Below are 22,854 nucleotides of genomic sequence, written 5' to 3'. Positions count from 1 at the left end.
AAATAACATAAAACTAGATGTTATCAATATCCAGTTTTATTAAAATAAATAAAAATGAATAAAATAAATATATATACTAAAGCTAAGTTGAGCATTTTGGCTCTGACAGTTATAGGTGTTTTTATAGCATGTTCACCTAATGAAAATGGTTATCGTAAAGATTCAAATATTGATCCAAGCCTTTTGCCAGTGCCAGATTTCACAGCATCGGCTACATCAATTTTTCAATTTGAGACCATAAATTTTGCAACTGCCGAAATAAACGAAGGCGATTTATATTCTTGGACCTTTACTGGGGGTAGCCCTGGTGATAGTAATCAAGCAAATGTAACAGTAAAGTATACAGTAAGAGGAACTTATCCGGTATCCCTTAAAATAAGAAACCAATATGGAGCAAACGAAGTCGTTAAAGAAGGCTTTATAACTGTTGAAGGCGAGCCTTTAGATCCAGCAGTTGAAGTGCGTTTAAACTTTGAACAAAGTTTATATGAGGAAGTTTCAGAAACAAACGCCATTGGAGCAGTTTCAGGTTATGAAGAAGGTGCAATCAATGATTTTGCAGCCACTTTTAGTGGAAGTGGTATTACCATAGAGGGGTATAACGGTATAACAGGTAACAATCCCAGAACAGTTTCCGCTTGGATTAAGACAACTAATACGGCAAGACAAGGTGTAGCTACTTGGGGTAACAGTGGAACTTTTAGTCGAAATACGTTTGTTGTTAACGGTAATGGAACGGTAAGGTTTGAGTATCAGGGTGGTGGTCAAAACTCTACGGGTAAGGTAAATGACGGGGAATGGCATCATATTGCCTATACTTATGATGGAGCTGATATTAAAGTGTATATCGATGCAGTTTTAGACTTTACTAGACCCGAAACTCGAATTAACACAGCAGTTGCTGGAGACAGACAAATTACTATCGGTTCAGAAGGTGCATCTGATGGGAGTTTAACATTCAGGCGGTTTAAAGGCGCTATCGATGATTTAAGAGTCTATAACAGAGCTTTAACTGCAGTAGAAATTGCTGCATTGGCAGGATTGTAATGTGTTAGATTTTAACGAAGAGCAATTGACTTTCGCTGAATCCTAAAATAATTTATTTGAGTCAATCTAAAAAGATGTTTATTGAATCTACGATTCCATCGTATGGAGATAAATATCTTTTTTTAATTTATGAATATTAAAGCAGCAAAAAAATAAAAATAAAAACTTGGTATAGCACATTATTTTTATGAATACAAAAAACTACTTAATAAAAATCCTAATAATTGGTTTCGTGCTAGCACTTTCATTTTCATGTAAAGAACGTGCAGAAAAAAATAAAACCCAAACTAAGCCAAATAAACCAAACATCATCTACATTTTAGCTGATGATTTAGGTTATGCCGAAATTGGGGCTTACGGTCAGGAAAAAATAGAAACACCCAATATTGATGCACTAGCTAAAAATGGTGTTTTGTTTACACAACATTATACCGGTACACCCGTCTGTGCACCCGCACGATTTAATTTTTTAACAGGGAAACATTCTGGGCACTCCTATGTTAGAGGCAATGACGAATGGGCAGAAAGAGGTAATGTTTGGAACTACAAGGCTGCCATTAAAGATTCTACATTAGAAGGACAACGACCCATTCCATTAAAAACAATAACAGTAGCAAACAAGCTTAAAGAAAGTGGGTATGCTACGGCTATGGTTGGAAAATGGGGATTAGGTGCTCCACATACAACCTCCATTCCTAATAATTTTGGCTTTGATTACTTCTTTGGGTTTAATTGTCAGAGACAAGCTCATACCTATTATCCTGTTCATCTATATGAAAATGATAAGCGATACCCACTTGCTAATGATACAATTGCTCCTGGCACCAAGCTAGCAAAAGACGCTAACCCTAATGATGAAGCCAGTTATTCTAATTACAATTTAAAAGAATACGCATCAGAAGTGATGTTTGAAAAAATCACCCAATTTGTTGATACTAATAAAGACAAACCCTTCTTTATGTATTGGGCCGACCCAATACCACATGCTGCATTACAAGCACCTAAAAGATGGGTAGATTATTATATAAATAAATTTGGAGAAGAAGAACCTTATTTAGGAGACAAAGGATATTTCCCAACAAAAAACCCAAGAGCTACTTACGCAGCAATGGTTTCTTATTTAGATGAGAACGTAGGGAAATTAGTTGCTCAGTTAAAAAAAGAAGGCATTTATGAAAACACCATTATTATGTTTACCTCGGACAATGGACCAACTTACAATGGCGGTTCAGATTCTTCATGGTTTGATAGTGCCAAACCATTTAACAGTGAATATGGTTATGGAAAAGGCTTTTTAAACGAAGGAGGTATTCGCGTACCAATGATTGCTTCATGGCCAGACAAAATTAAAGCCGGTTTTAAAACCAATTTAATTTCTGCACATTACGATGTTATGGCAACTTTTTGTGATATCATCAATCAAAAAGCTCCCACTAGTACAGATGGTAATAGCTTCTTACCAACGCTTTTAAGTAAACCGGAAGAACAAAAAATACATGACTATTTATATTGGGAATACCCAGAATATAATGGACAAGTAGCTATTAGGATGGGCAAATGGAAAATACTCTGGAAAAACATCAAAAAAGGAAATAAAGAGATAGAGTTATACAATTTAGAAGAAGATTTAGCAGAAACCAGAAATATTGCCTCTCAGCATCCAGAAATAGTAGAAAAATTATTTGAAATAATAAAAAAAGAACATAGCACACCAGAAGTTGAAAGGTTTAAAATAGATGCTTTAGAAGAAATATATAATACAAAATAAAACAGTTTCTTAATTAGAATACCCCACATTATGATATTAAAAAAATATTTTATAAATCTAAGTTTATTATTACTATTTACTAATTCAATTGCCGCTTCTTGTTCAAAAAGTGACGCCCCGGTAACTCCACCTATTGAAACTGAGGAAGAAGAAAATGAACCCACAGAAAATGAAGACTATGAAACACTTGTTTTAACACCTAATGAAAGTTTCTTTTCCCCAACAGGTACCTTATTAGCTAATCTAAGAGATAAAACAACTGGAAATGAGTATAATAAAAATGAATACTACGATTATATAACTAATTGGGAAGTATTAACCGATACCATCGTTTTTGGTATAAACATAAAAACAGCCGGAAATTTAATTATTAAGCCAGAAATGGGAATTCCTGCAAATCAAGAAGGTTCCAAAATACTAATTTATTTAGACGATGTGAGTAAAGAATTACCTTTAACTTCAACAGGATCAGAGAATAACTATGTAGTTCAAGACGAAGTAATTTTTGAAAATGTTACAACAGGTTTTCATATAGTAAAACTGCAATTAAAATCGCTTACTAATCCAGGTTCGAGTGTAGGGCGCTTAAACAACCTTCATGTAACAGGTCCAGCTGCTAAAGATGCTGAAAGTGTAATGCGTCGCTATCGAGCTAAAGCAGTTCATTGTAAGTGGGCTACTGAAAGTACAAACCCTATCGAAATTAGTGTTCATGAACTTACTATTATAAGCAAATCACAGGATTTTTATCAACCCATAACAACACCGTTTGGGTACACAGGTTCAACATGGGATAAAGACACCCAAACATTTGGAGGTTATAATTTTTCGCTTTGGTCTTATGGTCAAAACGATCCTGTTCCACCATTCTACCAGGAAAGTCATCTCATTGCTGTCGGACCCGGGCTCGAATTTGGGTCTTATGGCCATGAAGGTACAGGTGTAAAACCAAGAGGCAATCACCCATATATAGGTATTGATACAAATGTTCAAACCATTGCCGTGCGTAAAGTTCCCGGAGAAACATATGACACATATTGGAGTTACTACTTAGACCCTGTAGATGGACATTGGAAATTGTACGGTTGTGGTAAAAAATTTAATAAGAATGGAAATATCGAATATTTAACTACAGGGGCATTTGTAGAAGTCCCAGGAGGTGCGCATAAGGTGAGAAATGGAAATGTAACAAGCGAAACACAATATAGAGGCTGGCAGATGGACACATCTGGGAATTGGTATCCTATAAACAAAATGATTGGAACAACTGGACAGAATAATCTAAGCTATAGAGATTGGAAAACAGTCAACAATAAATTTTCAATGCAAATGGGAGGCTGGGGAGAGCCTGGAATTGAAAAGAAGACACTCACACTTAACAACCCTGATCCTGTCCCTGACTATCTTAAAGGAGCTTATTTAGATGAACTTTATAAAATGCCTGCAAGCTTTGTAGATAACTCTCCAATAGAAATTTTAAGCACATCAGCAAAGCTTAGTTTTAATGTCTCAAATTTAGGCACAAATGCTTCAGCAGAACTTTTTTGGGGAACTGAAGAAGGGCTTACTAAAGAAAGCAAATGGCAAAATAGCATGTCTATCCCGATTAGTGCGGAGGCTAATACTATAACATTAAATGACCTTGAAAACGATACAAATTATTTTTACAGGATAAAAATAAAGAATGATGAAGGCATAACGTGGTCATTGGATACGCAGAAATTTAAGACATTAAATTAACACATAATAATATCAATATTCTGTATGCCTTTAAAATTATAATAACTAAGAAACAATGAAAAATAATAAATCAAAATTCATACTTCTAATAAGCATTTTATTGCTAGGCTTTATTTATAAAAGTATTGAGAAAAAAAGCCACTCAATAAATGAAGAAAATTATCCTGTTTGGATAGATATGATGGAACAACCATCTGTAAATTTAGAAGAAGCTCGAACAGCTTTTGATACTTATTGGCAGCATAACACACATTTTAAAGGAGATCGTTCTAAGCAATTTGAGCGTTGGTACACCAGAAACTCTAAGCGTTTGGATGCTTATGGAAATGTAGTGCCTTATACTCATATAATAAGTGAATTTCAAAAAATGCGCTCTTCCTTAGCTTTTGAACAAAAAGGACAATGGTATAATTATGGTCCAGTAAACGTAGGGCGAAAAACTAATGGAGACCCAAAAAATGGAGGTCGTGTAAAAGATATTGAGTTTCACCCAACAGACCCAAATACTTATTATGTTTCTACTTTCAAAGGGGGGCTATTTAAAACAACAGATGAAGGTAATACATGGATTCCTATAACAGATCATTTGCCAGAACAGGTTTTTATATCGAAAGTACTCCCATCTAACCCAACAACGATATTTATAGGAACAAACGCTGGTGTTTTAAAGTCTACTGATGCTGGTGCAAATTGGAGTTCAAACTTGTCGGGGTTACCATCAAATAGTACAAATGCTCTTTTAATAAAGCCTGACAATGAAAGTATAATTATTGCAGGGAATAATACTGGCATTTACAGATCCACTAATGGAGGAACTTCGTTTACACAAGTACAATCGGCAAGTAAAGTTTCAGAATTACGTGTGCATCCAACAAATCCAGATATTATGTATGCCGGTACAAACGGAACTACATCGCAGTTTTTTAGGTCAAGTGATGGAGGCATTACCTGGGTAGAAAATACTACTGATTTTGGGCAAGGCGCCTTTATGAAAATAGCTGTTACACCAGCACAACCAAATTATGTATATGTTATAAATTCTAGAGATCATCTAGATCAAGATTCTTTTGAAGGTGTTTACCAATCAACAGATTCTGGAGTAACTTTTACTAAACAATCTGGAGGAACACCATGTATAACAGGATATAGTGATAGTGGCTCTATTTCAAGAGGACAGCCAAATTATAATTTGTTTATAGTTGCAGATCCAAACAATGCAGATATACTCTATGCTGGCGGTGTAAAATCATGGAAGTCCATAGATGGTGGAGTAAATTGGACTCAAGTATTTAATAATGTTACTGCTGATGGGTATGGATTACATTTAGATCAATTAACTTGGGCATATTCTCCATTGACTGATAGACTATTTGCTGTAAATGACGGTGGTATTTGGTATTTAAATTCAGATGATAAATTTCAAAACATAACAGACGGTTTACCAATAGCCGAAGTCTGGGAATGTACCCAGAGCCAACAGAACCCTACTAATGTAGCCGGCGGGACTTTTCATTGCGGGGTAAAGTTAAATAGAGATGGTGTATGGTATTCACAATGGGGAGGCGATGAATCTACAGTATTATTTGATTATTCAGATGACACCTATGCATACCATTTTAAATATGAAAAAATAAGCAGATCTGTAAATGGAGGTCTTACCTTTCAAAGAATTAACTCATCCTCAGCAGATAGAGGCGAATATACTGGCACCGGTGTTTTAGATAAAAGCGATGTAAACACATTGTTTGTGGGCTTGTTTGAGGTAGAACGAATTAATAATGCCAGAACTGCTACTTCATCTACGGCTTGGACAAAAATTTCATCTTTTGGAGGTAGCACAAAAATTAAAAAGATTGAACAGAGTGATGCGAACCATAACATCCTATATGTATCTAGAGGAAGCGGATCTTTTTACAGATCGGACGATGTTAGAACCGCCTCTCCTTCTTTCATCAATTTAACATCTAACTTACAAGGTTCCGGAACAATTAACGATATAGCAACACATCCAACAGATGAAAATTTAGTCTATATTTTAAGAGGTAGTAAAGTTTATAAATCAACAGATAAAGGAGAAACTTGGACAGATATCTCTAATGGATTGCCAAGTATTCCATTACTAGAAATGGTATACGATAGCTCCAGCGATGAAGGGATTTATATAGGAACGGATTTAGGTGTTTATTATAAAGATGCAACCTTATCAAATTGGATAGATTACTCAAACGGATTACCAGCCATACGTGTTTCAGGAATGGATATTTATTATGGAGCAACTAGAGAAGATAGTTTTTTAACAGTTTCTACAGATGGTAGAGGATTCTGGAGAACGGCTCTAAATGATATTTCTTTGCCAGCACCTACTGTCAATTTTAACTCAGATAAAGCAGAGGTTTTTAAAGACGGGCAGGTTCAATTTACAAACGAATCTTCAAACGTTCCCGTTGGATCTTTTATATGGACTTTTGAAGGTGGTACCCCTGCGACAAGTTTAGAAGAAAACCCTATAGTAACATATAATACCGAAGGGACATTTGCTGTAACACTGTCTTATACAACAGATTCCGGTATAGAAACAAAATCTGTAGCTAATTATATAACAGTTATTCCATTACCTGCTCCTGTTGCAGATTTTACAGTAGATTCTCAAACTGTATCTGAAGGTAATTTGATTAATTTTACAGACTCATCTTTGAATGAGCCGGCTTCATGGAACTGGACTTTTGAAGGTGGCACTCCAGCTAATAGTACAGACCAAAATCCAAGCATAACATACAATACTATAGGAACTTACAAGGTTTCGTTAACTGTAACTAATAATACAGGATCTGATACGAAAGAGGTTGTTGATTATATAACAGTAACAGAAAATATGGGGTCGGGTACGTTACAAGCGCATTACAACTTTGATGAAAATTTGAATGATGACTCATCATATGGCAGAAACTTATCTGTAATTGGAGGTTTTACTCCAACTTATGTCGATGACCATAATGCCAATCCTAACAGTGCTTACCATAGTCCCGGGGCTTCAAATAATTATTTAACGAATGGTTATAAAAGTATTGGAGCTGATGGGGAACGTACAGTAACAGCATGGATAAAAACAACTGCTGCGGGTAGCAGGAAAACCATAGTTTCTTGGGGCACAAATTCTTCTGGACAAATGTTTAACGTTATGGTGGAGAATGGAAATATTAGAGTAGAAGGAGGAAGTTGTAATGTTCAAAATGATGACTCAAGTGTAGCAAGATTAGATGGTAATACATGGCGACATATAGCAGTAACCTATGATCCTGCAGATGGAGATAAAGCATCAGATGTGAAACTTTATATTGATGGTGTGTTTTATGCAAATCAACCAGATAGTGGCGATTCATTTAATTCGGAAGCTACAGTTATAAATACAGATAATACCATAAATAATTTACAAGTAGGTAATGCAAATTATAATGCAAATTATTATTGGCAAGGCGATTTAGACGACGTTCGAATTTATTCTGAAGCATTAACTGAACAAGAAATTCAGGATATTATGAATGATGCACCTCCTGTACCTCCTATAGCAGATTTTAGTGCAAATGTTACTACAATATTACAAGGAGATGAGGTTAGTTTTACTGATAATTCTTCTGGTAGCCCAACCACTTGGTCATGGATATTTATTGGTGCGGATACTGAAAGTTCTAATGAAGAAAATCCTACTATATCTTATTCTACAGCCGGAACTTATACAGTATCACTAACAGTAACTAATAGTGAGGGGTCTGACACTAAAACAATTACAGATTATATTACGGTAAACACACCTCCTCCTCCGGTTGCAAATTTCTCTGCTGATAAAACCATCATTTGGGAAGGAGAACAAGTTAGTTATACTGACACTTCAACGAATAACCCTACATCTTGGGCTTGGACTTTTGAAGGTGGAACACCAGACACAAGTACAGATCAAAATCCAACAATAACTTACAACACTGAAGGCTCTTATAAAGTAATACTGGAAGCTACCAATATACAAGGATCTGATAGTAAAGAAATAGTAGATTATATTACTGTAAAAAAACCTTTAGATGTTAACTTATCTATCGATAATTATACTGTTTCTAGCACAAGTGAAACATGTAGAAATAGTAATAATGGAAAAATTAATATAATACCAAAAGCAGATTACCCATATAATGCAATTATTACAGGGGAAGGTTTTAACCAAACAAGTAGTTTTAGCTTAGCTTCTCCTTTAAATTTAGAAAACCTATTAGCTGGTACATATAGTATTTGTATTACCATCGATGAAGCCCCTTATTATGAACAGTGCTTTACGGTAGTTATAAACGAACCAGAAAACTTATCCGTGTTTTCAAAGGTTAATAATTCTAAAAATACCGTATCATTAGAATTATCTGGTGCAAGCTCTTATACTATTAGTTTAAACAAAACAGAAATTGTAACAACAAAAAGTAAGGTAATACTCAACTTACAACCTAATATAGCAAATGATTTAAAAGTATCTACCAATAAAACTTGCCAGGGGCTATATCAAGAAACCATTATTTTAAGCGGAAAAGATTTGTTTTACCCTAATCCAACATCTAACGAACTTAATATCCTGTTAGGATCTATGATGGAAAATAATAAAGAAGCTAAAGTTTCTATCTATACTTCCTTAGGACGTTTAGTTCGTATTCAAAAATATCCAAGTGCTAATCAAAAAATCAAATTAGATACAAGTGATTTGCCTAAAGGGTCGTATATAGTTTCTGTTGAAGTTGGCGAAAATTTCATTAACCATAAAATGATTAAACAATGAAAAAGTTAATATTAAATATATCTGTTTTATTATTAATATTGGGTTGCAGTAGTGGAGGTAATGATGAACCAAATCCACCTGTAGTTGAACCACCTAAAAAGCCAGTGGCAGCAGCGCTTAGTTTTCCTAATCAGAACTCAGAATGTACAGAAGGCACTAATATAACAGATACAAATAGTACGGTTTTATTTAAATGGAATGCCAGTGCCAATACAGATTCCTATGAATTAGTTTTAAAAAACTTAGAAAGCGGTGTTAGTACAACTCATACAGCGGCTACAAATGAAAAAAGTATTGAGTTATTACGTGCTACCCCATACTCATGGTACATAATTTCAAAGTCCACTGAGGTTTCAGAAACTGCTATAAGTGCCACATGGAAATTTTATAACGCAGGCGCAGGCGTTGTGAATTACGCACCTTTTCCAGCGACTGTAGTAGCACCTGCTAATAGCACGAATATAGCAGCTACAACAAGTACAACTTTAGAGTGGAGTGCTAGTGATGTTGATGATGATATAGCAACTTACGACGTGTATTTTGCAATTTCTGGAGAGACATTAATTGAATTATCTAGTGGATTAACAAATACGAGTCTAGCTGGTGTAACAGTATCTTCTGGAACAAATTATAAGTGGTATGTTATTACTATAGATGCACATGGAAATAGCTCAACATCAGAGGTTTTTGAGTTTACAGTAGATTAAATTAAAACAGTTGTCTTTGTTTGGGAATGATCCTTAAAATATTAAAGTAAAAATGACAAAATCAAAAATTAAAATAGCATTGGTGTTGGCTTTCTGTATAACCCTTTTTGGATGCCTTACTAAAAGCGATAAAAAAGGGGGAGCGGTAACCAAACCAAATATTCTTTTCATTTTGGTAGACGACCTTGGTTGGAGTGATACCGGTTTTATGGGGAATCCAGTTTATGAAACCCCTCATTTAGATAAATTTTCTAGTGATGCTGTGATATTTAGTAATGCTTATGCGCCAGCGGCAAACTGTGCCCCAAGTAGAGCCTGCATCATGTCTGGTAAAAATACACCTAGACATGGTATTTATACGGTTGGTTCTTCTGAACGCGGTAAATCTAAAAATCGAAAATTAGTACCTACCCCAAATACAATAACCTTAAACGATAATTTTATTACACTCGCCGAAGCATTAAAAAGTAATGGTTATACTAATGCATCAATAGGAAAGTGGCATCTGGGGGAAAATCCTAAAACACAAGGTTTTGATGTAAACATTGCAGGGTCGCATGCAGGACATCCAAAGTCTTATTTTAGTCCATATAAAAATCCTGCTCTTGAAGATGGAAAAGAGGGCGAGTATTTAACCGACAGATTAACAAATGAAGCCATTAGTTATATTAATAAAAATAAAGCCCAGCCATTTTTTCTATACCTTCCATATTTCACAGTTCATACACCTTTACAAGGAAAAGATAGTCTCGTTCAAAAATATACCTTAAAATTAAATGGTGATGAACGATTTAACGCTAAATATGGTGCTATGGTTGAATCTATGGATACTAATATTGGAAAAATTTTAAAGACACTTGATAAACTCAATATTTCAGATAATACGTTAGTTATTTTTATGTCTGATAACGGAGGGTTGGCAAGTGTTTCTTCACAGTTTCCATTAAGAGGTGGTAAAGGGTCTTATTACGAAGGGGGGATACGAGTTCCTTGTATTATAAAATGGCCAAATAAAATAAAAACTTTTAGAAAAGACGATACACCTATTACAGGCTTGGATATATTTCCAACCATTATGGATGTTGTAAATGATAAAACAAACTATAATTTTGATGGCACTTCAATTTTGCCACTTTTAGTAGAAAACAAAAAGATAGAAGAACGCTCATTATTTTGGCACTTTCCTATTTATCTTCAAAGTGTTAAACCAAAAAAAGAAGAAGCTAGAGATCCTTTCTTTAGAACTAGACCAGGAAGTGTTATACGAAAAGGAAAATGGAAACTGCATGAATATTTTGAAGATGGTGATTTAGAACTTTACAATTTAGATACCGATTTAAGAGAACAAAATAATATTTCAAATGAAAACCCTAAGATTGTAAAGATGTTACATAAAGAACTTATAGATTGGAGAGCAAAAACCAATGCACCAGTTCCAACCGAATTAAATAAAGACTTTGTTAAATAAAGTCGAATAATCAATATATGATTAAACAAAACCCTGATTATAAAAAACTTTCTGAAAATTTTTTTCAATAAATGAATCGTAGAAATTATATAAAAACAGTCTTATTAGGCTCAGTAATCCCTGTAGCTTCTGGCTATGGCATTAAAAATATTTCGGCTATGGGGTTTACCAATCAAAAACCTTTGGCATTTAAAAGCAAATGGCATTTATGGCAAAACATGAAATGGATTGGACCTCAATATTGGGGTAATAGACTCCAAGATTGGGAATTAAAGAACGGACAAGCTATCTGTGTTGTAAAAGGTAAAAATAGAAACTTACATTTACTAACTGTACAAAACCCAAAAGGCAGTGCGGAATTTGAGACAAAAGTTACTATAAATATTTTAGACGATGACATTAAGAATTCTGAAAATAGTTTTTATGGTATTAGGCTTGGAGTCAAAGGAAGATTTGATGATTACAGATCATCTGCTGTATTTGGTAAAGGCTTAGATATAGGACTAAATTTGAAAGGCAATCTGGTTTTTGGTAATAAAATTCATAAAACCAATTTAAATAAAATACCAAAAAATTATACTTTACATGTTACTGTAAAAAATGCTGATACTAATAAGCAATTACTTAGCATTTCGATTATTGATACACTTAATAGTGTAATATTTAACTTAAACGACATAGAGGTTTCTAATAAAACCCTAAAAGGTGGTTTTGCTTTAATATCAAATATCGATACCAAAAGAAATAATAATTACAAACCCCTAGTGGGATTTGAAAATTGGAATATAAATTCAAAATCTTTGTATTCTAATGAAGAAAACATTTACGGTCCTATTTGCTTCTCTCAATACACCTTAAATCGTAAAAAGCTAAAAATAACAACTCAATTATCTCCAATTGAAGACATTAAAGGTCACAAAGTACTTTTACAATTTAAAAAAGATAATAATTGGAAGACTCAAGAAGAACAAGTGATTACACATGCAGGTCGCGCTATAAATTTTTCAGTAGATAATTGGAATGCTATTACAAATACGCCCTATAGAATTCGCTTGCAAATTCCTTTGGTAAACGAACTTCATCAATATGATTATAACGGTACTATTTTAGCAGAGCCAAAAACCAAAGATACACTTAAAGCAGCTGTGTTTAGCTGTAACTTCGACTATGGTTTTCCCGATTCGGATGTAAATGAAAATGTGTCAAAATTAAATCCTGATATTTGTTTATTCCTCGGAGATCAATTTTATGAAGCCACTGGTGGTTATGGAGTACAATTTTCTGGAGATTTCGATAAAATGTGTTTAGATTATCTAAGAAAATGGATGATGTTTGGTTGGTCTTATCGCGAATTATTCAGACACCGACCATGTGCTATCATTCCAGACGATCATGATGTTTACCATGGAAATATTTGGGGAGAAGAAGGGAAATTAGCAGACAATAGTGATGGATACGGAGCATCATCACAAGATAGCGGTGGTTATAAAATGACACCTGAATGGGTAAATATGGTGCAATTTACCCAAACTAGTCATTTGCCAGATCCATACGATACGACATCTGTAAAAAACAATATTGGGGTTTATTATACCCATTGGAACTATGCAGGTATTAGCTTTGCTATTTTAGAGGATAGAAAGTTTAAGTCGGCACCTTCACATGTCTTACCCAAACAAGCAAAAGTGTATAACGGATGGATTATGGCCGATAATTTTGATATTAAAAAATACAGAGATTTAGACGCCGAATTGTTAGGGTCTAGACAGGAAGATTTTTTAAAGTATTGGGTGCAAGATTGGTCTTATGGTGCACAGATGAAAGCAGTATTGTCTCAAACCAATTTTGCTACGGTTGCTACCTTGCCCGAAGAGGAAAAAACAGGTGCTGTTGTACCTAAACTTTATGTTCCAGAGATAGGAGAATACATTCAAGGAGACAAGCCTACAGTAGATATGGATTCTAACGGTTGGCCTGCAAAAAAAAGGGATAAGGCGGTTGAAATCATTAGAAAAGGATTTGCATTTCATATAGCTGGAGACCAACATTTAGGTTCTTTTATTCAATATGGTTTAGATGAATTTGAAGATAGTGGATTTGCCTTTGCTGGCCCAGCTTTAAATAACATTTGGCCTCGACGCTTTTGGCCACCCGTAGACAGTTCAAATCACAGCTATGATAACCCTGCTTATACTGGTAACCACATCGATGGGTTTGGTAATAAAATGACAGTGAAAGCAGTAGCAAACCCACATAACATGCATAAAGAACCTAAGGTTTTGCATAATAGAGCTGTGGGCTATGGTATAGTGACCTTTAATAAAAAAGATAGAACTATAAAAACAGAATGCTTTAAGCGTTTTATAGACCCTGAAGAAAAAGATGCCCAATATCCAGGTTGGCCTCAAACAATTACACAAGAAGATAATTATGGCCGTAAAGCTGTTGCATATTTGCCACAAATCAAAATTAAAGGGCTAAAAAAACCTGTGATTGAAATTATAAATGAATCAACTAAAAAAGTAGAATATACATTGCGTATTAATTCTAAAGTATACAAACCTAAAATATTTGAAAAATTAAATTATTATACAATAAGAGTTGGAGATCCAGATAAAAATATTTGGAAAGAAAAAAAAGGCGTTAGTATAAAAAGCAAGAAAATTACATTTAAATTCTATTAGTCTCACATACTTTCTTTTAATCAAGCACTATCAAATCAAAGAACAAATGCTATTGATAATTCAAATTATAGCTAAAATGACACAAAAGATATTAAAGCAAAACCCCACAGTCCCTAAAACTGCGGGGTAATGAATTTATTTGAAAGTATTCTAGTGACCGCGAAGGGATTCGAACCCCCAACCCTCAGAGCCGAAATCTGATATTCTATCCAGTTGAACTACGCAGCCATTTATTCCTACCAAGGCAGGTATCTCTTTATTTTGTTTTTAAGATAATTTCGCTTTTACAATATTAGAAATAGCTTTTCCATCGGCTCGTCCTGCTAACTCTTTACTAACAACACCCATAACTTTACCCATATCTTTCATACCTTCAGCACCAACAGATTCTATAGTCATAACTACAACTTTTTCAATTTCTTCTTCGCTTAAAGCTTCTGGCAAAAACTGAGAAATTACATCGGCTTCGGCAATTTCTGGAGCAGCTAAATCTTGTCGCCCTTGTTCTAAGTAAATTGCAGCACTATCTCTACGTTGTTTAACTTGCTTTTGAAGAATTTTAAGCTCTTGTTCCTCTGACAATTCTTCTTTCGCGCCACTTTCTGTTTGTGCTAATAAAATAGCAGATTTAACTGCACGTAAGGCGGTTAAAGCCGTTTGATCTTTAGCTTTCATCGCTTCTTTTAAAGCTATCATTACATTTTGTTGTAAACTCATGACTTATTTTTTGAGATGCGAAGATATAAAAAAGTATGCAGTCTTCAGTTTACAATCTCGGGTTAAAAATCATTTATAAAAAGAAATAAATAAATCTCTTTATTTGGGAGAAAAGAAAGTATAATAATAAAAAAGCCCAAAAAGCTGAGGGAACTTTTTGGGCGCACAAATAAGTAAGTTCAGTATATATAATTTAATCTACATTATCGTGTAAAAAAGAATTATTATTTCTTAATTGGATATCATCATTATCATCTAAACCAATTGCTGTTCTAGACATATCAGTTTCTGAAGAATGCTTTGCTTCTTCTAAATTAACGCCTTGTCGCTTGTAGGCTGGCTCTTTTTCGATATCGTCAATCTTAGCTGTATTAAATTTATAGTTAAACTCTTTCATTTTAAGCCTACGTTCTTCTGCACGCTCTTTCAAGAGTTCAGAAATTGGACTATACATTGGGTCTACTTCTTCAAGAGGTGTTTTTTCAATGTTTTCTTTTGATAAAACTTTCTTTTCAAAAACAATATCACTATCTAATTCTTTGACAGCCTCTTGAGGTTCTGATGCCTTTTTGTTCATTGCAGACTCAACTTCATAATAGTCATCTAAAGCGTAACGAATATCTCCTTTTTCACTAGTTTCTGTTACAGGTATTACCTCAATAAAATCATTAACTGAAATATCCTTAGTATCTTCTGTTAATTGATGAGAAATAACATTGTCCTCTTTTACTTCTTCATTAGTATTGGTAGATAAAGGTAAATCGAACGTTAATGTAATTTGTTGTTCCTCTTCTATATAATCTGAGATAACTTCTACATCAGTTATATCTTCAACATCCTCAGACATTCTTGTTACAGGTTTGATTATAAAATCTTCGTCTTCAACTATATTAGCTTTAACCTCATCATAAACTACTTCTATATTTTTTATAATTTCTGATGTTGGAATTAGATTTATATCTTTTGAAAAATCATCAACAAAATTATCTTCAACATCTTCTTTTACAATTGTTCCTATTTCGGCTTGATTAACTGATTCTTCTATAGATTCAATATCTAAAGTATGCCTAACGATTGGTGTTTCTTTCTTTTCTTCTAATTCAACAATAGGCTCAATAATAACTGGCTCTTTTGCTTTTAAAGTAACGTCCTCCTCTTCACTTAAAGAATGTACTACTTTCTTGGTTTCTGTATTAGAAATTTCGTCTTGTTGTTCTACATTAAATCCTGTAGCAATAATAGTAACTGCTATAGATTCTTCTAAAGCCTCATCTTCTCCAACACCCATAATAATATTTGCACCATGACCTGCTTCAGTTTGAATATGATCATTAATTTCTCCTATTTCATCAATAGTTATTTCATGCGAACCAGAAACAATTAACAGCAATACATTTTTAGCTCCAGTGATTTTATTATCGTTTAGTAATGGAGAATCTAAGGCTTTACGAATAGCATCTTGAGCTCGGTTTTGACCAGAAGCTAATGCAGACCCCATAATAGCTGTCCCGCTATTACTTAATACTGTTTTTGCATCACGTAAATCGATGTTTTGCGTGTAGTGGTGTGTAATAACTTCGGCTATACCACGAGCAGCAGTGGATAGCACTTCGTCTGCTTTTGAAAAACCTGCTTTAAAACCAAGATTCCCATAAACTTCGCGAAGTTTATTATTATTTATTACGATAAGAGAATCTACAACATCTCTTAATTTTTCAATTCCTTTTTGAGATTGTTCAATACGCATTTTACCTTCAAAAGCAAATGGCATTGTAACGATACCAACAGTTAAAATGTCTAAATCTTTAGCCATTTTAGCAATAATTGGAGCAGCTCCAGTTCCTGTTCCACCACCCATTCCGGCAGTAATAAATACCATTTTGGTATTGGTATCGAGCATTGTTGAAATATCATCGAAACTTTCGACTGCAGATTGCTCACCAATATCTGGGTTAGCCCCAGCTCCTAATCCTTCTGTTAGATTAACACCTAGCTGAATTTTGTTTGGAACACCACTATTTTGGAGTGCTTGCGCATCGGTATTACAAACGTAAAAATCGACTCCTTTTATACCTTGTTGAAACATGTGGTTAATGGCATTACTGCCGCCACCGCCAACACCAATAACTTTAATAACATTTGATTGGTTTTTTGGCAAATCAAATGCAATGCTTTCGAATTCTTTTTTGCTGCTCATAAATTCTGTTTTACCGGGGTTTTATACTTTTTATTTTTTATTTCTATGGATTATCACTCTGCGTTATCTAAAAAATCTTTAACACGCTCTGTTAATTTATCAAGAAATGATCGTCGCTCTTTTACAGGTTTTTCCTTTATCTCTTCTTGTTTTTCTTGTTCTTCAGCTTCATTTTGCTGTTCCTCTACTTTCTTTCTTTCTTGGCGCTTTAAACCATCTAAAACCAAACCAACTGCTGTTGCGTATAGTGGGCTTGTAATATCCTCATCACTATCGCCAGCTAAATGCTCGTTTGGATACCCAATTCTAGTATCCATTCCTGTAATGTATTCTACTAATTGCTTTAAATGTTTTAATTGACTCCCTCCTCCTGTTAAAACAATACCTGCTATGAGTTTTTTCTTTTGCTCTTCGTGACCATAATTTTTAATTTCTACATAAACTTGCTCAACAATTTCAACCACACGGGCATGAATTATTTTAGACAGATTTTTTAGAGTAATTTCTTTTGGCTCTCTACCACGTAACCCCGGAATAGACACTATTTCGTTATCTTTATTTTCTCCTGGCCATGCTGAACCAAATTTTATTTTTAAAAGTTCTGCTTGTTTTTCTATAATGGAGCAACCCTCTTTTATATCTTCAGTAATCACATTTCCTCCGAAAGGAATTACTGCTGTATGGCGTATAATACCATCTCTAAAAATCGCTAAATCGGTTGTTCCGCCACCTATATCAATTAATGCCACTCCAGCTTCTTTTTCTTCTTGACTCAACACTGCATTTGCTGATGCCAAAGGCTCTAACGTGATGCCTTCTAAATTTAAACCTGCACTTTGTACACAACGTCCAATATTTCTTATAGATGACACTTGCCCAACAACGACATGAAAATTAGCCTCTAGCCTACCGCCGTACATGCCAATAGGTTCTTTTATTTCGGCTTGTCCATCAACCTTATACTCTTGAGGTAATACATGAATAATTTCTTCTCCTGGAAGCATTACCAATTTATGTACTTGATTAATAAGCCTATCAATATCATTATCATCAATAACCGTTTCTGAATTCGATCTTGTGATATAATCACTGTGTTGAAGGCTACGTATATGCTGCCCTGCGATACCTACAGTTACACCAATAATTTTCATATCGGCAGCAACCTCTGCCTCTTGAACAGCTTGTTGTATAGATTGAATTGTTTGTGTAATATTATTTACCACACCGCGATGCACCCCTAAACTTTTAGATTTGCCAATACCCAAAATTTCTACTTTGCCGTATTCGTTTTCACGACCAATCATAGCCACAATTTTTGTGGTTCCTATGTCTAATCCTACTGCTAAATTATGTTCCATAGTTTAAATTTTGGTACATACTACTTGGTTTTCAAATTGCAAATTGACTTTGCTGTAATTATTTAGTGTTTTTTCTTTTTGACTTTTTTTATAAAACGCCTTTAGGTTATTAATTTTCTTATCTAAAAAACTAACATGACCTAATTGAACTAAAAATTTACACTGCCTAAGCTTTAAGTGTATTTTTTTATTAGCACTTTGATGAATTTCTATAACATTCTTTTTTAGAAAATTGTCTTCACTAATTTTAAGTGCTACTTTATAGACATTTTTTAAATTATTTTTTTCAATATAACCAGTAACTAAAGGTACTCGCACTGAATAATTATTTGACAACGGCATGTACAAACCTTCATCATCTATATAATAAGACGCATTAGTACTTACTCTTGCGATAGGTGTTTTTTGTTCAATTTCTGCACTAAGTATACCATTTACAGCAACATACACTTCTGCAGCTTTTATCATTGGATTAGATTTTAGGGCATTTTCTAATTCATTCAAAACTAAAGTTTCTTTATGTACATTTTTAGCTCCTTTAGAATTTTGTATTAACAATTTACTAACAGTTTCGTTTGTAATAAAAAGGTTGTTATCACCAATAAATTTTACTTGCGGTTTAGTAATGGCTCTTTGCTTATTTTTACTTGATGAAAAGGCAAATAAAAAGACTACTAAGCTTAGTAGAAATATCATTTTTATGTAACTCCAGTTAACTCGCAAAACGCAATCCTTTTTTAATATGTTTTACTTCTTCTCCTATATCGCCAGCACCAATGGTTAAGACCACTTGTGCATCGCTTTTTAGTATTTTTGAAACAATTTCAGACTTACTTATAAGCTGTTTATTTTGGTTGTTTATTTTTTCTAATAGCCAACTCGATGTCACGCCTTCAATAGGTAATTCTCTTGCTGGATATATATCTAATAAAATAATTTGATCAAATTCTGATAAGCTTTTAGCGAAATCATCTATAAAATCACGTGTTCTAGTATATAAGTGAGGCTGAAAAATTGCCAACACGTTTTTATCTGGATACATTTCTCTAACCGCTTGGTGTACTGCATTAATTTCTTCTGGATGATGTGCATAATCGTCAATAAAAACCAAATCATCAGTTTTTATATGATACGTAAATCGTCTTCTCACACCTTTATAAGATGTTAAAGCATTGGCGAGCTGCTGGTTAGAACAACCATATTCTACAGCCATCGCCAAGGCTATTAATGCATTCAACAAATTATGTCTCCCAGGTAAGTTAAATTGTAAATTTTCTAATACTGTTTTTGGTGTTTTCACATCAAAAATATAAGTACCGTTTTCTATTTTTATATTTTGAATGGTATAATCTGAATTATCTTCAATACCATAGGTAATACCCTTTAGTGGCAGTCCATTTTTAACAAATAACTTTCCATTAGGTTTTATTTTTTTTGAAAATTCTTTAAAAGAATTTATTAATTCTGAAGCCTGTCCATAAATATCTAAATGATCAGCATCCATTGAGGTTATACACGCTAAATCTGGAGACAGTGTTAAAAATGAACGATCAAATTCATCAGCTTCAACAACTGAAACTTTTGTTCCTTTTAATATTAAATTAGAATTGTAATTTTCGCTAATTCCTCCTAAAAAGGCTGTTAATTCTACACCACATTCATACAATAAATGCCCAAGAATACTTGTTGTTGTTGTTTTACCATGTGTACCTGCAACTGCTAAACAAAATGTATTCTCTGTTATTAAGCCTAAAACTTTAGATCGTTTTAAAACCTGAAAACCGTTTGCTTTAAAGTAATTAAATTCTGTATGACCTTCTGGAATAGCTGGTGTATAAACGACCAGTGTGTTTTTAGGATTTAAAAAATTAACATCTATCTTTTCAATTGAATCTTCAAAATGAATATCAACACCTAGGGCTATTAACTCATTAGTAATTGAAGTTTTGGTTTTATCATAGCCAGAAACCTTTTTATTATTAATATTAAAATAACGCGCCAAAGCACTCATACCTATGCCACCAATGCCTATTAAATATATGTTATGTATCTTGCTTAAATCCATTTATTTTTTTAATAGTTTTTCTACTTCGTCTACTATTTCTTTTGTGGCATTAATCAATGCCTGTTTTTTTATATTTCTTCCTAATTCTTTTTGTTTGTCTTGTGAAGCTATGAGCTGAGAAAATGTGTTCTCAAAATCTACATCCAAATCTTCTTCTTTAATCAATAATGCAGCATTTTCATTAACTACGGCTAAAGCATTTTTAGTTTGATGATCTTCGGCAACATTTGGTGATGGAATAAAAATTACGGGCTTACCTACAATGCATAGTTCAGAAACCGAAATAGCACCGGCCCTAGAAATAACAATATCTGCTGCTGCATAGGCAAAATCCATATTATTTAAAAACTCGTAAACTTGTATACCGTCTGTATTATTATAAATCTTGTATTGTTGATAATATAACTTACCACATTGCCAAATTATTTCTACATTTTGGGTGTCTAAAAAATCTAGTTCCTTTTCAATAAGTTCGTTTATTCGTCTTGACCCCAAGCTCCCTCCAATAACTAATAACGTGTATTTTCCATGTTTTAAATTGAAGTGGTTTTTAGCCTCAACTGTTTTAGTATCAATATCTAATAAATCTTGACGTACAGGATTTCCTGTTTTAATCATTTTTTCTTTTGGGAAAAACCGTTCTAAATTATCATAAGCCACACATATTTTATCTGCTTTTTTTGCTAATAACTTATTGGTAATCCCTGGATACGAATTTTGTTCTTGAATTAAACTTGGTATTTTATTTAAAGTTGCTACATGTAATAATGGTCCACTAGCAAAACCACCCGTACCAATAGCTACATTAGGTTTAAATTGTTTTACTATTTTTCTCGAATTCCACAAACTACTTATTAGTTTAAACGGAAACATTACGTTTTTTAAAGATAGTTTTCGCTGTATTCCAGATATCCACAAACCTTTAATATTATATCCCGCCTGTGGCACTTTTTCCATTTCCATTCTATCCTTAGCTCCAACAAATAAAAATTCTGCATCTGGAAAACGAGATTTTATTTCGTTTGCAATAGCAATGGCAGGATATATATGACCTCCTGTTCCTCCTCCAGATAATATGATTTTGTATTTGCTCATCTAAATTGTTTCAGATAAAATTTCTAACGGGTTATCTTCACTACTTTCTTGTTCTTTTATTTCTTCTCGTTTTGCACTAACACTTAGTATAATTCCAATAGCTAAACAAGTCATCCAAATAGATGTTCCTCCACTACTAATTAGTGGCAATGTTTGCCCTGTAACTGGAAATAACTCTACTGCAACCGCCATATTAATTAAAGCTTGAAAAACAATGGGCAACCCCACACCAAGCACTAAAAGTTTACCAAAAATAGTATCGGATTTTTGTGCAGCAATAACGATTCGAAACAGCAACCACATATACAAAATCATTATTGTGAAACCACCCAACAATCCATATTCTTCAATAATAATGGCAAAAATAAAATCGGATGACGACTGTGGTAAAAAATTCTTTTGTATGCTTTTTCCTGGACCAACACCTTGAATTCCTCCAGAAGCGATAGCTATTTTAGCTTTTTCAATTTGATAATCGGCTTTTGTATCCTCAGGATCTGAAAAGTTTTCAATTCTACTCATCCAAGTATCAATTCTATTAGGCATCATATCTGGAAATGCTTTTGCTACCAAAACAAATAACACTAAAACCAATATGCCTGAACCTATAATTACAGCTAAATATCGAATTGGATATCCTCCTAAAAAAACCAACATTACAACCATTAAAAACATAATAGCTGAAGTTGAAAAATTAGCTGGAAGAATAAGAACCAATATGAGAAAAACAGGAACCCAAAGCGGTAATATAGACTCTTTAAAGGTTACTGTTTTGTCTTTTATTTTAGACATATACCTAGCTACATAAACCATTAGCACCACAGATGCTAAAGTTGATGTTTGAAACGACATTCCTACTATAGGTATTTGAATCCATCTACTAGCATTTGCCCCTTCGATAGTTGTTCCTTGCAACATGGTAACACTCAATAATACCAAAACTATCGGAATCATTATTAATGATAAACCCCTAAAATATCTGTACGGAATTTTATGCACACCATACATTATGGCAAACCCTAAAAACAGATGCATAAAATGCTTTACAAAAAAGGCAAAAGTATTACCATTGCCTCCTCTATATGCCAAATTACTTGCAGCACTATAAACTGGCAAAAATGATAGAATAGCTAATAAAGCTACAATTGCCCAAATTAAACGATCTCCTTTTATGTTTTTAAATAGTGTTTGCACTTTT

At 33.7% G+C, this 22,854-nt stretch carries 14 protein-coding genes and 1 tRNA gene; 7 read left to right on the top strand and 8 right to left on the bottom strand.

Features of this window, described 5'->3' with window-relative positions; all coding sequences use genetic code 11:
- Positions 1-54 precede the first annotated feature (54 nt).
- The 7 genes from L3X37_RS04570 to L3X37_RS04540 all read left to right on the top strand — a co-directional run bounded on the left by L3X37_RS04570 (position 55) and on the right by L3X37_RS04540 (position 14,224).
- Positions 55-1,047 (top strand): LamG-like jellyroll fold domain-containing protein, encoded by a 993-nt coding sequence (locus L3X37_RS04570; protein WP_237238987.1) that lies wholly within the window; start codon positions 55-57, stop codon positions 1,045-1,047.
- A 187-nt stretch (positions 1,048-1,234) separates the two neighbouring features.
- Positions 1,235-2,815 carry an arylsulfatase gene (locus L3X37_RS04565; protein WP_237238986.1) on the top strand — a complete coding sequence of 527 codons (1,581 nt, stop codon included), beginning with the start codon at positions 1,235-1,237 and terminating at the stop codon, positions 2,813-2,815.
- A gap of 30 nt (positions 2,816-2,845) precedes the next feature.
- Positions 2,846-4,555, top strand: a complete 1,710-nt coding sequence (locus tag L3X37_RS04560; RefSeq protein ID WP_237238985.1) for a DUF3472 domain-containing protein — start codon at positions 2,846-2,848, stop codon at positions 4,553-4,555.
- 55 nt (positions 4,556-4,610) lie between these two features.
- On the top strand, positions 4,611-9,365 hold the full coding sequence (locus tag L3X37_RS04555) for a PKD domain-containing protein (protein ID WP_237238984.1): 4,755 nt from the start codon (positions 4,611-4,613) through the stop codon (positions 9,363-9,365).
- Positions 9,362-10,072, top strand: a complete 711-nt coding sequence (locus tag L3X37_RS04550) for a fibronectin type III domain-containing protein (RefSeq protein ID WP_237238983.1) — start codon at positions 9,362-9,364, stop codon at positions 10,070-10,072. Before L3X37_RS04555 ends, L3X37_RS04550 begins: the two co-directional genes overlap by 4 nt.
- 52 nt (positions 10,073-10,124) lie before the next feature.
- Positions 10,125-11,540: a sulfatase gene (locus L3X37_RS04545; RefSeq protein ID WP_237238982.1), complete on the top strand. Its 1,416-nt coding sequence runs from the start codon at positions 10,125-10,127 to the stop codon at positions 11,538-11,540.
- Between the two features lie 71 nt (positions 11,541-11,611).
- On the top strand, positions 11,612-14,224 hold the full coding sequence (locus L3X37_RS04540; RefSeq protein ID WP_237238981.1) for a metallophosphoesterase family protein: 2,613 nt from the start codon (positions 11,612-11,614) through the stop codon (positions 14,222-14,224).
- Between the two features lie 154 nt (positions 14,225-14,378).
- Here the strand turns inward: L3X37_RS04540 and L3X37_RS04535 are convergent.
- The 8 genes from L3X37_RS04535 to L3X37_RS04500 form a co-directional block, all read right to left on the bottom strand.
- Positions 14,379-14,452, bottom strand: a tRNA-Arg gene (locus L3X37_RS04535).
- Between the two features lie 39 nt (positions 14,453-14,491).
- Entirely contained in the window at positions 14,492-14,941 is a 450-nt protein-coding gene (locus tag L3X37_RS04530) for a GatB/YqeY domain-containing protein (RefSeq protein ID WP_237238980.1), read from the bottom strand.
- Between the two features lie 193 nt (positions 14,942-15,134).
- Positions 15,135-17,138, bottom strand: a complete 2,004-nt coding sequence (ftsZ, locus tag L3X37_RS04525; protein WP_237238979.1) for a cell division protein FtsZ — start codon at positions 17,136-17,138, stop codon at positions 15,135-15,137.
- A 53-nt stretch (positions 17,139-17,191) separates the two neighbouring features.
- The gene (gene ftsA / locus L3X37_RS04520; protein ID WP_237238978.1) at positions 17,192-18,496 is read right to left on the bottom strand and encodes a cell division protein FtsA; all 1,305 of its coding nucleotides are present in this window, start codon (positions 18,494-18,496) and stop codon (positions 17,192-17,194) included.
- Between the two features lie 3 nt (positions 18,497-18,499).
- Positions 18,500-19,192, bottom strand: coding sequence for a cell division protein FtsQ/DivIB (locus L3X37_RS04515; RefSeq protein ID WP_369409871.1), 693 nt, complete (start codon positions 19,190-19,192; stop codon positions 18,500-18,502).
- Positions 19,193-19,208: 16 nt separating this feature from the next.
- The gene (gene murC / locus L3X37_RS04510; protein WP_237238976.1) at positions 19,209-20,561 is read right to left on the bottom strand and encodes a UDP-N-acetylmuramate--L-alanine ligase; all 1,353 of its coding nucleotides are present in this window, start codon (positions 20,559-20,561) and stop codon (positions 19,209-19,211) included.
- Positions 20,562-21,656 (bottom strand): undecaprenyldiphospho-muramoylpentapeptide beta-N-acetylglucosaminyltransferase, encoded by a 1,095-nt coding sequence (gene murG / locus L3X37_RS04505; RefSeq protein WP_237238975.1) that lies wholly within the window; start codon positions 21,654-21,656, stop codon positions 20,562-20,564. It lies immediately after the preceding gene.
- A complete protein-coding gene (locus tag L3X37_RS04500; RefSeq protein WP_237238974.1) occupies positions 21,657-22,850 on the bottom strand; it encodes an FtsW/RodA/SpoVE family cell cycle protein in 1,194 nt (397 codons plus the stop codon).
- Positions 22,851-22,854: the final 4 nt, after the last annotated feature.

Origin of the sequence: Wocania arenilitoris, assembly GCF_021728535.1 — a bacterium.
GTDB classification, from domain to species: Bacteria; Bacteroidota; Bacteroidia; order Flavobacteriales; family Flavobacteriaceae; genus Wocania_A; species Wocania_A arenilitoris.
The sequence above is the reverse complement of the archived record's forward strand: the minus strand, read 5'-3'. Positions and strand labels throughout refer to the sequence as shown.

Coding starts and splice junctions, on each gene's coding strand:
- L3X37_RS04570 (WP_237238987.1), top strand. CDS start 55: ATGAATAAAATAAATATATATACTAAAGCTAAGTTGAGCATTTTGGCT.
- L3X37_RS04565 (WP_237238986.1), top strand. CDS start 1,235: ATGAATACAAAAAACTACTTAATAAAAATCCTAATAATTGGTTTCGTG.
- L3X37_RS04560 (WP_237238985.1), top strand. CDS start 2,846: ATGATATTAAAAAAATATTTTATAAATCTAAGTTTATTATTACTATTT.
- L3X37_RS04555 (WP_237238984.1), top strand. CDS start 4,611: ATGAAAAATAATAAATCAAAATTCATACTTCTAATAAGCATTTTATTG.
- L3X37_RS04550 (WP_237238983.1), top strand. CDS start 9,362: ATGAAAAAGTTAATATTAAATATATCTGTTTTATTATTAATATTGGGT.
- L3X37_RS04545 (WP_237238982.1), top strand. CDS start 10,125: ATGACAAAATCAAAAATTAAAATAGCATTGGTGTTGGCTTTCTGTATA.
- L3X37_RS04540 (WP_237238981.1), top strand. CDS start 11,612: ATGAATCGTAGAAATTATATAAAAACAGTCTTATTAGGCTCAGTAATC.
- L3X37_RS04530 (WP_237238980.1), bottom strand. CDS start 14,941: ATGAGTTTACAACAAAATGTAATGATAGCTTTAAAAGAAGCGATGAAA.
- ftsZ (WP_237238979.1), bottom strand. CDS start 17,138: ATGAGCAGCAAAAAAGAATTCGAAAGCATTGCATTTGATTTGCCAAAA.
- ftsA (WP_237238978.1), bottom strand. CDS start 18,496: ATGGAACATAATTTAGCAGTAGGATTAGACATAGGAACCACAAAAATT.
- L3X37_RS04515 (WP_369409871.1), bottom strand. CDS start 19,192: ATGATATTTCTACTAAGCTTAGTAGTCTTTTTATTTGCCTTTTCATCA.
- murC (WP_237238976.1), bottom strand. CDS start 20,561: ATGGATTTAAGCAAGATACATAACATATATTTAATAGGCATTGGTGGC.
- murG (WP_237238975.1), bottom strand. CDS start 21,656: ATGAGCAAATACAAAATCATATTATCTGGAGGAGGAACAGGAGGTCAT.